Annotated in this window: 9 protein-coding genes; 4 read left to right on the plus strand and 5 right to left on the minus strand. The window is 52.6% G+C overall.

Translation table 11 applies throughout. The annotated features are described in order from the left end of the window. Positions 1-60: 60 nt before the first annotated feature. Entirely contained in the window at positions 61-2340 is a 2280-nt protein-coding gene (clpA, locus tag Z042_RS19020; RefSeq protein WP_024911892.1) for an ATP-dependent Clp protease ATP-binding subunit ClpA, read from the minus strand. A gap of 158 nt (positions 2341-2498) precedes the next feature. Next, positions 2499-2819, minus strand: coding sequence for an ATP-dependent Clp protease adapter ClpS (gene clpS, locus Z042_RS19025; RefSeq protein WP_024911891.1), 321 nt, complete (start codon positions 2817-2819; stop codon positions 2499-2501). 343 nt (positions 2820-3162) lie between these two features. On the opposite strand from clpS, the gene cspD reads away from it, so the two are divergent. Further along, positions 3163-3384: a cold shock-like protein CspD gene (gene cspD, locus Z042_RS19030; protein WP_024911890.1), complete on the plus strand. Its 222-nt coding sequence runs from the start codon at positions 3163-3165 to the stop codon at positions 3382-3384. A gap of 84 nt (positions 3385-3468) precedes the next feature. On the opposite strand, the gene macB is transcribed toward cspD, so the two are convergent. From macB to Z042_RS19045, 3 genes are all read right to left on the minus strand, one after another. Further along, positions 3469-5415, minus strand: a complete 1947-nt coding sequence (gene macB / locus Z042_RS19035; RefSeq protein WP_024911889.1) for a macrolide ABC transporter ATP-binding protein/permease MacB — start codon at positions 5413-5415, stop codon at positions 3469-3471. Further along, a complete protein-coding gene (macA, locus tag Z042_RS19040) occupies positions 5415-6527 on the minus strand; it encodes a macrolide transporter subunit MacA (protein ID WP_024911888.1) in 1113 nt (370 codons plus the stop codon). The genes macB and macA overlap by 1 nt, the downstream gene beginning before the upstream one ends. 112 nt (positions 6528-6639) lie before the next feature. After that, the gene (locus Z042_RS19045) at positions 6640-8298 is read right to left on the minus strand and encodes an ATP-dependent endonuclease (RefSeq protein WP_024911887.1); all 1659 of its coding nucleotides are present in this window, start codon (positions 8296-8298) and stop codon (positions 6640-6642) included. 238 nt (positions 8299-8536) lie between these two features. Here Z042_RS19045 and Z042_RS19050 point away from each other — a divergent pair, with 238 nt between their 5' ends. The 3 genes from Z042_RS19050 to hcr all read left to right on the plus strand — a co-directional run bounded on the left by Z042_RS19050 (position 8537) and on the right by hcr (position 12390). Further along, positions 8537-9433 (plus strand): LysO family transporter, encoded by an 897-nt coding sequence (locus Z042_RS19050; RefSeq protein ID WP_024911886.1) that lies wholly within the window; start codon positions 8537-8539, stop codon positions 9431-9433. A gap of 245 nt (positions 9434-9678) precedes the next feature. Further along, positions 9679-11328, plus strand: coding sequence for a hydroxylamine reductase (hcp, locus tag Z042_RS19055; RefSeq protein WP_024911885.1), 1650 nt, complete (start codon positions 9679-9681; stop codon positions 11326-11328). Between the two features lie 57 nt (positions 11329-11385). Next, positions 11386-12390 (plus strand): NADH oxidoreductase, encoded by a 1005-nt coding sequence (gene hcr / locus Z042_RS19060; protein ID WP_024911884.1) that lies wholly within the window; start codon positions 11386-11388, stop codon positions 12388-12390. The last annotated feature ends 9 nt before the right edge of the window (positions 12391-12399 follow it).

The raw sequence follows: 12399 nt of genomic DNA on the forward strand, positions 1-12399 counted from the left end.
AATTCACGCATAAAAAAAGCGATGCCGAGGCATCGCTTTTCTGCGCTTCTGTTCAATCGTTTAGTGCAATGCGCCTTCATCCGCTTTACGCATCGCTGCGCTGAGGAAATGATAGGTTAACTGCTTTTTATCCTTATCCAGCTCAACTTTCACCGAGCCGCCATCCACCAAAGAACCAAACAACAGTTCATTAGCCAACGGTTTCTTCAGGTTTTCCTGCATCACACGTGCCATTGGCCGCGCTCCCATCGCACGATCATAGCCTTTCACCGACAGCCAGTCGCGTGCTTCGTCACTCACTTCCAGCGACACGCCTTTCGCATCCAACTGCGCCTGCAGTTCAACAATAAACTTGTCAACAACCTGCTGGATCACCGTGGTAGACAGATGGTTGAACCAGATAACGTTATCCAGACGGTTACGGAACTCTGGTGTAAACACTTTCTTGATCTCTTCCATCGCATCGATGCTGTTATCCTGTTCGATCAGGCCAATCGATTTACGCTCTGTTTCACGCACGCCGGCATTGGTGGTCATCACCAGGATAACGTTGCGGAAATTTGCCTTGCGGCCGTTGTTATCGGTGAGCGTCCCGTTGTCCATCACTTGCAGCAGCAGGTTAAACACATCAGGATGCGCCTTTTCGATTTCATCCAGCAGCACCACAGCATGCGGATGTTTAATCACCGCATCCGTCAGCAGACCACCCTGATCGAAGCCCACATAACCCGGAGGTGCACCAATCAGGCGGCTGACGGTATGGCGTTCCATATACTCGGACATATCAAACCGCAGTAATTCGATATCCAGAGCCTTCGCCAGTTGCACCGTAACCTCAGTTTTCCCAACACCGGTCGGCCCGGCAAACAGGAAGGACCCCACCGGTTTCCGATCCTGCCCCAAGCCAGCACGGCTCATTTTGATCGCTTCAGTCAATGCTTCAATCGCTGGATCTTGGCCAAACACCAGCATTTTCAGGCGATCGCCCAGGTTTTTCAGCACATCGCGATCGCTGGCTGAAACGGTTTTTTCCGGGATGCGCGCAATGCGAGCGACCACCGACTCAATATCTGCCACATTGATGGTTTTCTTACGTCTGCTCACCGGCATTAACCGGCTACGAGCCCCCGCTTCGTCGATCACGTCAATTGCCTTATCCGGCAGATGGCGATCGTTGATATATTTCACCGAAAGCTCAACCGCTGCGCGTATCGCCTTGGCGGTATAACGCACATCGTGGTGCGCTTCATATTTGGTTTTCAGACCATTGATGATCTGAATGGTTTCTTCCGGCGTTGGCTCGGTAATATCGATTTTCTGGAAGCGACGCGCTAAAGCACGGTCTTTTTCGAAAATATTACTGAACTCCTGATAAGTGGTAGAACCGATCACCCGGATCTTGCCGCTCGACAGCAGTGGTTTAATCAGGTTGGCAGCATCCACCTGCCCACCGGAAGCCGCACCGGCACCGATGATGGTGTGAATCTCGTCGATAAACAAAATGCTGTTCTGATCTTGTTCCAACTGTTTCAGCAATGCTTTGAAACGCTTCTCGAAATCGCCGCGGTACTTAGTGCCTGCCAGCAGCGAACCGATATCCAGCGAGTACAATGTGCAATCGGCCATTACCTCCGGCACATCCCCTTGCACGATACGCCAGGCCAGCCCTTCGGCGATCGCCGTTTTACCCACACCGGACTCCCCGACCAGCAACGGGTTGTTTTTACGGCGACGGCACAATACTTGAATCGTGCGTTCCAATTCACTGTCACGGCCAATCAACGGATCGATACCGCCTACACGTGCCAGTTGATTCAGGTTGGTGGTGAAGTTTTCCATACGGTCTTCCCCTCCTGACTGATCTTCGTTTACCGGGTTCTCTGCATTCGGAGCCTGGCCCGGCTCATCTTTACGCGTCCCATGCGAAATAAAGTTCACCACGTCCAAACGGCTGACATCGTGTTTACGCAACAGGTAAGCCGCCTGCGACTCCTGTTCGCTGAAGATCGCCACCAGCACATTGGCGCCAGAGACTTCATTGCGGCCAGAAGATTGCACATGGAATACCGCACGTTGCAGCACACGCTGAAAACTGAGCGTGGGTTGAGTATCACGCTCTTCTTCGCTGGCGGGCAGCGTAGGTGTTGTTTGCTCGATAAAGGCTTCCAGTTCCTGACGTAATGCCGCCAGATCCACCGTACATGCCTCAAGCGCTTCGCGTGCGGCAGGGTTGCTGAGTAATGCCAGCAACAGGTGCTCCACGGTCATAAACTCGTGTCTGTGCTCACGCGCCCTGGCGAAAGCCATGTTGAGACTGAGTTCCAGTTCTTGATTGAGCATAGGCACCTCCCCAATAGATTACCTTTCAGCCTGTACATCAGGCTATCTTACTTGCCACTTTTGCGCCTGAGTTATGTCACATCTTCGCGTATTGTGTATACGCTGCATTCCACACTCAAACTGCTTACACTGACAACGCCCATCGAGTCAGATTCCATTCAGGCTTTTTCTAGCGTACAAAGCAACGGATGCTCATGCTTTCTTGCGTAACGGTTCACATGGGCTACCTTGGTTTCCGCGACCTCAGCGGTGAAAACACCGCAAATCGCCTTGCCTTGATAGTGGACCGTAAGCATCAATTGCGTTGCACGTTCAATATCATAAGAAAAGAACTTTTGCAGAACGTCAATCACAAATTCCATCGGCGTGTAATCATCGTTGTTAAGTATAACTTTATACATTGATGGCGGTTTTACCGCATCGATTTGTTTTTCTTCAGCCAAATGTTCAAAATTCAGCCAACCGTCACTTTTGCCCATCGCAGTTCATCTTCATTTACCATGCCCTCAGATATGGGGTCAGGTTCGGGTTATTCAAAGGGTATTATTATTACTTTACCATCTTCAATACCAACTTACCGCAGCACAAATCAGATTATCCAGCCCCGTTTTTTTGCACAATTTGTTACCAAACAATGTCAATAGCGTTAACTGCTTCAAACTTTGGTGAACTGCCCTGCACTGTCAAAAGCCGATCCCTTGACGTGATGATCATTTGCTCTAGAGTGTAAATTCGTGAATTGTTGGTCTTTTGACCACTCTACACTCATCAGAATCAGTTATTCATCTCATCTAGAAACAGTGTTGCGAGGGATGTAGAAACATGGAGACGGGTACTGTTAAATGGTTCAATAACGCCAAAGGTTTTGGCTTTATTTGCCCCGAAGGCGGTGGCGAAGATATTTTCGCCCATTATTCGACAATCAAGATGGATGGTTACAGAACGCTAAAAGCTGGCCAACAAGTCAGGTTTGACGTTCATCAAGGGCCAAAAGGGAACCATGCGAGCCTTATTCTGCCGCTGGAAAGCGAGGCATTAGCCTAAACGCTCCCACCAACTCTTCGGGTATCAATATCCACATTAAAATGCCAGCCCCAACAAGGCTGGCATTTTTATTAAACCACCGATTTACTCGCGTGCCAAAGCGTCAATCGGGTTCAGCCTTGCCGCATTGCGTGCGGGCAAATAGCCAAACACCACGCCAATTCCCGTAGAGCACAGAAACGCACTCAGCAATGCGGCCGGTGGAAAACTGATCTGCCAGCCCGGTAACACTGACTGCACCAGCAAGCCGATAGCGAACGACAAGGCGATCCCCAAAGCGCCCCCAACCAGGCAAACCAGCACCGCTTCGATCAGGAATTGCTGGAGGACATCGCCAGAACGGGCACCCACGGCCATACGAATACCAATTTCGCGCGTTCTTTCTGTCACCGAAACCAGCATGATATTCATCACCCCAATCCCCCCAACCACCAGTGAAATCACCGCCACCAGAGTCAAGAACAGTTGCAGAGTACGGGTGGTTTTTTCTGCCGTCTGCACCAGGCTGTCCATATTGTAAGTGAAGAAGTCCTTCTTACCGTGACGCAGCGTCAGAAAGCGAGTCAATTGCTGTTCCGCCTCCTGGCTGTTATAGCCATCAAGAATACGCACCGTAATGGAATCAAAACTGTCTTTTCCCACTAATCGATTGGCCATCGTCGTGTAAGGCACCCACACATTCAGCGTCTGGCTGCTGCCGAACATCGACTGCTTTTCTTTTGCCACTCCCACCACCGTGGCAGGCATATTGCCGACCAGAATCACTTCACCCACCACATTGTTCTGATATGGAAACAGGCGGCGCTGAGTATTAGCGTCAATCACCACCACCTGCGCATGCGATTGCACTTGCAGCGGATCGAGACCAGTACCCTGGGTAAACGTCATGCCGTAAACCCGGAAAAACTGTTCACTGGCACCGGTAACATTAGCCGCCACATCAATATTGCCAAAGCGTAGCCGCATACTGCTGCTAATCTTGGGGGACAGCGCACTGACATAAGGCTGTTCACGCAGTGCCTCCAGATCGCTATATTTCAAGGCTTGGCGATAAATCGGATCGTCATCTCCAAAATCCTTACCCGGATAGATATCCACGGTATTAGTGCCGATCGATTTTATATCCGCCAGCACCATTTGTTTGGCCGCATCGCCAATCACCAGGATCGACACCACAGAAGCAATACCAATGATGATCCCCAGCATAGTCAGTGCCGTGCGCATTTTATTGGCGGCCATTGCCCGCCAGGCCATCACCAATGCCTCACGAAAGCGGCCAAACATTTGCCGCCAAGAGGCCGCTGGGCTTGCCAGCTCCAAGGTTTTCGCCGGTGCATGGCCCTGCGTGGCTGAATGAGAATCGGCAATGATTTCCCCATCGCGGATTTCAATAATCCGTTCCGCCTGGCGTGCCACTGCCGGATCATGCGTCACAATAATCACCGTGTGCCCCTGCTCGCACAGTTGCTTGAGGATGGTCATGACTTCTTCACCGGAATGGCTGTCGAGCGCTCCCGTTGGTTCATCCGCCAGAATCACCTGCCCGCCGTTCATCAATGCCCTGGCAATGCTGACCCGCTGCTGCTGCCCACCAGAAAGCTGACTAGGTCGATACGCGATACGATCGCCCAACCCCAGGCGTTGCAGCAACGCAATCGCCCTTTCCCGCCGGGCGCTTTTGCCTAAACCGGCATACACCGCAGGCACTTCGACATTATGCGCCGCGCTCAAATGTGGCAGCAGATGATAACGCTGGAAGATAAAACCAAAATGCTCGCGCCGCAGCTGTGCCAACGCATCGTTATTGAGAGTCGCCACATCCTGCCCGGCAACCCGATAGATCCCAGCGCTGGGCTTATCCAGGCAACCGAGGAGATTCATCAGCGTCGATTTACCGGAGCCGGAAGCCCCCATAATCGCCACCATTTCACCGGCCTCAATGCTCAGACTGACATCTTTCAGCACATCCACCGTCTGCTCGCCGGAGAGATAGCTACGCCGGATACCACTCAATTCCAACAACGCTGCCATCAGTTCTCCCCCGCGCCACCGCGGCTGATAATCACTTCCTCACCCAGCGCCAACCCGCTGACGATCTGCACATCAATATTGTTGCGTATGCCGATGGTGACTTCACGCTGTTGTTCTTGCCCCTGCTGCAACACCGCCACATGGTAGCGATTATCGGCAACTTGCTCCCCTAATGCTGCCAGCGGGATCACCAACGCATCGCTAACGCCGGAAAGCTGAATATGTACCTGAGCCGTCATTTGCAGGCGCAATAGCCCTTCAGGATTCGGCACTTCAAAACGGGCATAGTAAAAAATGGCGTTATTGACCTTTTCCGGCGTCGGTTGGATATCTTTCAGCACCCCGTCGAAGCGTTTGTTCGGATCGCCCAACACGGTAAACCAGGCTTTTTGGCCCGGTTTCAGGTTGATCACATCGGCTTCAGACACCTGTGCCTTCACCAGCATGGTGCTCATATCCGCCAGCGTCAAAATGTTGGGGGCCTGTTGCGCAGCAATTACCGTCTGGCCTTGTAAGGTGGTGATCTGCACCACCTCTCCGGCCATCGGTGCCTCAATGCGGGTATAGGCCAGATTAATTCTCGCGGTATCCAGACTGGCCTGATTTCTCATGATTTGCGCTCGGATGGTTTCAACCTGCGCTTCTTTCACTGCCAGCTCAGTGGCATATTTATCCAGATCCTGGCGCGATACGGCCTGCTTATTAGCCAACTCACGATTGCGCTGCAACGTCACCGCTGCTAACTGCTGTTCTGCCTGTGTCTGCCGCAGTTGAGCCTGCAATTCCTGCAACGTGGCTTCACCTTCACGAATGCTGTTCTGCGCCTGCTGCGGATCGATAATGCCAAGCAGTTGCCCCTTTTCCACCCTGTCGCCAATTTCAACCTTCAGACTTTCCAGTTGCCCACTGACCTGCGCTCCCACATCCACCTTACGCACGGCGTCCAACTGGCCGGTTGCCAAGACATTTTGCTGCAACTCGCGCTGGGCAACCTTGACCGTTTTAAACACCACGGGGGCCGGATGGTTCAAGCGCCAATATGCTATTACCGCAATAACCGCCAGCACAACCAGGCTGATCACCCAGCGTTTTTTACGCCTTATTAACCACATCAATGTTGATTCCCACCTGTTTCCGTCACTCTTTGGCTGCCCAAATGACAGCGCAGATAAATTATCACGTTTCGTGCACCCTCAATGCCAATCATCGCCGCACATTTTCATCCTAATCGGCCCGGCCACGCGCCAGCCAGATCACCCGCGAAAACATTTTTTTCAGCAAAGGAGGCACCGAATCAACGCCCCATTCTCCCGCCTGCATTGCCACTTCAATGGCTAAATCCGGTTTTGAAGCACGATGTACCGCTTTGATGATCACTTTACGCACCGGCATCTGTACTTTGAGGGGAACTGCGGCCACCCGGTGATAAACCGCACTGAACCCTTCTTTGTACATAAAATGTTCCATATCCGGTGCCGGTAACGCAGTTAAACGGTCGCGCTCATTATCTTCATGGTTATCCAACAGGCTGCGGACGGTATTAGCATATTTTTTTCCCGCTTCGTCGCCATCAACCAAAGCATGCCATTCAATCCCCATCCGGCGTGCAAATTTCAGCAATGGCCGCAGGCCACATTGGGCAAACTCAATGACCCGTATCCCTTCTGCTTCAAAATGATAACCACACTGGCGCGCCAATTCGTTCAGCAGCCAGACTTCGGTTTCCCCTTCAACCAATAGCCAACAGCGGGCAAATAATGAAGAAGGACGGTTAAAGCGAATGTGAAACGCAATGCGCCGCCCATCCTCTGGGCTTAAACCACGCGGCCCGAGGCGGTAAGTCGCCACCCTGGCAGATTCACGCACCAGGCGGCAAACATGCTCCACCGGCACCAAAGAAACCAGTTCGCTGGAGTTGGTGGTAGTGATCCGCTGCAACGGCATCTGATTGAGCAAACTCCAGGCAACCGACAGCATAATGGGGTGCAGACGTGTTTCCGGGTCTTCCACCAGCAACAAGGGGCGGGCATGAGGATCGAGCTTGACATTGCCCCTGGCCTGCAACAGCGTGGAGAACATTCCCAACAGGATCAGGCGCATGCTGCGGCTGTTGGGTTCAGCAATCATGCGGTTAATGCTATCCAGCGAACGCCATGCCTGCGGCTCCCTGGTATGGCGATGGCGGCGTGGCCCCGCCACTTGTGACCCCTGTTCAGCAAAGTAGTGTTCCAGAAGCTGCTGCATTGCCGCCAACCCTTGACGCAGCTCGGAATTGGTCAGCTTTTGTGGATTGCGTACCAGTTCACGCGTCAATTGATCCAACTGCTGCGCCAGGGCTTCGTTGTCAGCGGGAAGATGATCGGTGAGTGAGCTGGGGCGCAGGCGGCGGATAAAGCGCGCATCACGCAGGCGTAATACCGGATGAATGCGGATTAGCGCACGCACCAGTTGATCGATATGATGCAGATGCAGCGCATTGCCGTTAGCATCAAGAAAACGGCGCCAGGTACACACCGTGCCATCATCTTCCAGTTCCCCCTCACAGCAGTAGTGAATGCGGCTCAGATTATCCTCCCCCTTCGACCAAAGCGGTGAAAGATGGCGATAACGGGGTAAATGTGCGTGACCAATATCCTTTTCACAAAACGTGAAAATAATCTGTAGATGGCGTTCTTTGGCGGCTTCATCTCCTGGCGGGAAGTGGAAGTCACGGGTTTCAAAACGGTATAAGGTCTGTTCCGGCGCTAAAAGAAACGTCATCGCATCCAGTAAACTGGATTTACCCCAGGCGTTTTCACCCAGTAATACCGTGTTGTCATCCAGCATCAGTGAAAGCCGGTTTATGCCACGGAATCCTACAATCTCAATACGTTCTAAGAACATCGACCACCTCTCATGCACTCCCTAAGCAAAAATCAGTGAGCGCCACTAACCCTTGTAGCATAAATACAAAAAGATAAACGACCCTATAATTTCCTTCGAGAATGGTCAAAAAAAAACCTTACAGGTCAAGCAAGCGTCACCAAATCTGCCGCTTTACTCCAGCGTTCATTTTAGTTAGCGTGTTGAGCTTGCCGGGTTCCCGGCTTTCTCTCCCAGATTAAAGGACTCTCGTTTCATCATGTATTCAGGACTGCTGATTATTCTGTTTCCGCTGGTCGCCGGTTATCTTATCCCTTTGCGCAGCAAAGCCCTGATTCAGGCCATTAACCGGCTGTTAAGCTGGATGGTGTATGTCATTTTGTTCTTTATGGGGATCAGCCTGGCATTTTTGGAGAATCTCAGCAGCAATCTGGTGCTGATATTTCAGTACACCGCCGTGTTTTTCCTGTGCATTTTCTGCGCCAATCTGTTGTTACTCGTTCTGTTGGAACGCCGCCATCCGTGGAAAAATAACCACAGGCAGGAAAAACTGCCTTCACGCCTGCACATGGCGCTGGAATCGCTGAAACTATGCGGCGTGGTGTTGGGTGGTTTTGCACTGGGGCTAACCCAATGGCCGTGGTTGCAGTGGGCCAACGCAGGCAGCGAATATGCTCTGATTTTTCTGCTATTACTGGTCGGTATTCAGCTACGGAACAGCGGTATGACGCTGCGCCAGATTGTGCTCAACCGCCGTGGCCTGTTAGTGGCGGTGGTCGTCGCTGCCAGCGCGCTGGCTGGCGGTGCCTTGGCGGCACAACTGCTGGGGCTGCCATTGAAAACCGGGCTGGCAATGGCTTCCGGCTTCGGTTGGTATTCTCTTTCCGGCATCCTGATTACCGATGCTTATGGCCCAGTATTGGGTAGTGCCGCATTTTTTAACGATTTAGCGCGCGAGCTGGTCGCCATTATGCTGATCCCCACGCTGGTACGCCGCAGCCGTTCTTCAGCGCTGGGGTTATGTGGCGCCACTTCCATGGACTTTACCCTGCCGGTTCTGCAACGCAGCGGCGGGCTGGAAATCGTTCCCCCAGCAATCGTGCATGGTTTTCTGTTAAGCCTATTAGCACCGGTGCTCATCGCCCTGTTTTCTTGATCTTCGCGGCGCGGTTCATCGCGCCCTTGCCACTCCCCCCTGCATTATTCGCCTAACGGGAAAGATCAATGCATCTGCAACGTGAAAAATGATGAAACGAGGATCGTAATAATTCCCATCCGCACGCGAACTTGTTCTAAATCAAACTTGCTCAATGTTGTATTACAAAGGCCTTTTTAAGTGTGCATTACCGATCTATGCTCTTAAACTGGCATTATAAATACAACTTAAAAAAGGAAGCGATTATGTTCTGCGTGCAATGTGAACAAACTATCCGTACACCGGCAGGTAATGGCTGCTCTTACGCTCAAGGAATGTGTGGTAAAACAGCAGAAACCTCCGACCTGCAAGATTTACTGGTCGCCGCGCTGCAAGGGCTTTCTGCCTGGGCTTTGCAGGCACGAGCATTGGGGATTGTCGATCACGACATCGACAGTTTTTCCCCACGTGCCTTTTTCTCCACGCTGACCAACGTGAATTTCGATTCCGAACGCATCATCGGCTACGCCCGTGAAACCATTGCCCAGCGTGAATCGCTGGCCGCCCGCTGCCGCCTGTTGGATGCCAGCGTGCGCGTTGATCATCCACTGGCCGCATTGCAATTGGCTGGCAACGATATTCCCACACTAGTACAACAGGCGGCACAATTCGCCCTCAATACTGATAAAACCGAAGTGGGTGACGATATCCACGGCTTGCGTATGCTGTGCCTGTATGGCCTGAAAGGTGCCGCCGCCTACATGGAACATGCTCACGTTCTGGGGCAATCCGATAACCAGATTTATGCCGATTACCACGCGTTTATGGCCTGGCTGGGTACTCAACCCCGCGATGTCGATACTCTGCTGAACAACGCCATGGGCATCGGTAAAATGAACTTCAGTGTGATGGCCATGCTCGATCGTGGTGAAACTCTGGCGTATGGCGATCCTCAACCTTCTTCGGTTAACGTGCGCCCGGTGGCAGGCAAAGCGATCCTGATTTCCGGCCACGATCTGAAAGACCTGCGCCTGTTGCTGGAACAGACAGAAGGGATGGGCATCAATGTGTATACCCACGGTGAAATGCTGCCTGCACATGCTTACCCGGAGCTGAAAAAATTCACCCATCTGGTCGGTAACTACGGCAGCGGCTGGCAGAACCAGCAAACCGAATTCGCCAAATTCCCCGGCCCGATTGTAATGACCTCCAACTGTATTATCGATCCTGATGTCGGCCATTATCGCGATCGCATCTGGACGCGCAGCATCGTTGGCTGGCCGGGCGTCAATCATCTGGAAGGCGAAGATTTCAGCGCGGTTATCAGCCAGGCTCAGCAGCTCAACGGCTTCCCTTACAATGAACTGGAACACCTGATCACCATCGGCTTTGGCCGCCAGGTGCTGTTGAACGCTGCCGATACGGTGATCGATCTGGTCACTCAGAAAAAATTACGTCATGTCTTTCTGGTCGGCGGCTGTGATGGCAGCCGTGATGAACGCAGTTACTTTACCGATTTCGCCCGTAGCGTACCGCAGGATTGCCTGATCATGACCCTGGGATGCGGTAAGTACCGTTTCAATAAGTTGGACTTTGGCACACTGGAAGGTTTGCCGCGTTTGCTGGATGTCGGCCAGTGCAACGATGCTTATTCAGCCGTGATGCTGGCGGTGAAACTCTCTGAGAAACTTGGCTGCACGGTGAACGATCTGCCACTCAGCCTGGTGTTGTCCTGGTTTGAACAGAAAGCGATCGTCATTCTGCTGACGTTGCTGTCATTGGGGGTGAAAAATATCGTCACAGGCCCAAGTGCGCCCGCTTTCCTGACGGATAATCTGCTGGCGATACTGAATGAAAAATTCGGTCTGAGCCCGATCACTACCGTAGAACAGGATATGCAAACCCTGCTCGGCTGATGCCACTTTTCGGGGCTACCCATGGTAACGGTGGCCCCGTTTGTTTTGAGGTACATGATGACCCCACCCAGTCCACTTTGCCCCAACCCAATGCAGGTACACTCCATCCAGCAGGAAACCGCCGATGTCTGGACGCTGAACCTGATTAGCCCTGATATTTATCTCTACCAGCCCGGCCAGTTTGCACTGGTCAGTATTCGCCACAGTGACGACACGCTACGTGCTTATACCCTGTCCTCCTCACCCGGTTTAAGCCGTTTTATCAGCCTCAGCGTGCGGCGTTTACCGGAAGGCATTGGCTCACGCTGGCTGACAGAGGAAGTAAAACCCGGTGATGTACTATGGCTGTCTGACGCTCAAGGGGATTTCAACTGCGTTCAGCACCCCAGCGATCGCTATCTGATGCTGGCTGCCGGTTGTGGCGTCACACCTGTGATGTCGATGTGCCGCTGGCTGGTGGCGAATCGCCCGCAATGCGATATTCAGGTGATCTATAACGTTCGCACGCTGGCAGACGTGATTTTTGCTGATGAATGGCAAGATCTGTGTACCGCTCATCCACAGTTGCAGTTAACGCTGATAGCCAAGCAAGGGGCGCAGTCAGATTTGCTGAATGGCCGTATCAGCGCCCCCTTTTTACAACAGGTGGTTCCGGATATCATTGAACGTACCGTCATGGCCTGTGGTTCCGAGCTTTATATGCAACAGGTGGAACAACTCTGTGGGCAACTTGGCGTTCCCGCCTCATGCTTCCACAAGGAGCAATTCCATACTTCCGCAGAGCAGCACGAAGTGCAAAGCGAGCAATTGACGTTGCGCATCGGCCAACCGTTGCGCGAGTTTCGCGTGCCCGTTGGCAGTTCGCTTCTGGCTGCCATGGAAGCCCACAAACTGCCGGTTAACGCTGCCTGTCGTGCCGGGGTATGCGGTTCCTGCAAAACCCGCATTGTGGCAGGCAAGTACTCCACAACCAGCACGATGACGCTCACCCCGGCAGAGATTGAACAAGGCTACGTTTTAGCCTGTAGCTGCCAGTTACACAGCGATGTAACCCTCGCCTGATAAGCAGCT

Source organism: Chania multitudinisentens RB-25, assembly GCF_000520015.2.
GTDB classification, from domain to species: domain Bacteria; phylum Pseudomonadota; class Gammaproteobacteria; order Enterobacterales; family Enterobacteriaceae; genus Chania; species Chania multitudinisentens.

Excerpts from the sequence above, each read along its gene's own strand:
- clpA (WP_024911892.1), bottom strand. The coding sequence starts at position 2,340 with ATGCTCAATCAAGAACTGGAACTCAGTCTCAACATGGCTTTCGCCAGG.
- Z042_RS19045 (WP_024911887.1), bottom strand. The coding sequence starts at position 8,298 with ATGTTCTTAGAACGTATTGAGATTGTAGGATTCCGTGGCATAAACCGG.
- Z042_RS19050 (WP_024911886.1), top strand. The coding sequence starts at position 8,537 with ATGTATTCAGGACTGCTGATTATTCTGTTTCCGCTGGTCGCCGGTTAT.
- macA (WP_024911888.1), bottom strand. The coding sequence starts at position 6,527 with ATGTGGTTAATAAGGCGTAAAAAACGCTGGGTGATCAGCCTGGTTGTG.
- clpS (WP_024911891.1), bottom strand. The coding sequence starts at position 2,819 with ATGGGCAAAAGTGACGGTTGGCTGAATTTTGAACATTTGGCTGAAGAA.
- macB (WP_024911889.1), bottom strand. The coding sequence starts at position 5,415 with ATGGCAGCGTTGTTGGAATTGAGTGGTATCCGGCGTAGCTATCTCTCC.
- hcr (WP_024911884.1), top strand. The coding sequence starts at position 11,386 with ATGACCCCACCCAGTCCACTTTGCCCCAACCCAATGCAGGTACACTCC.
- cspD (WP_024911890.1), top strand. The coding sequence starts at position 3,163 with ATGGAGACGGGTACTGTTAAATGGTTCAATAACGCCAAAGGTTTTGGC.
- hcp (WP_024911885.1), top strand. The coding sequence starts at position 9,679 with ATGTTCTGCGTGCAATGTGAACAAACTATCCGTACACCGGCAGGTAAT.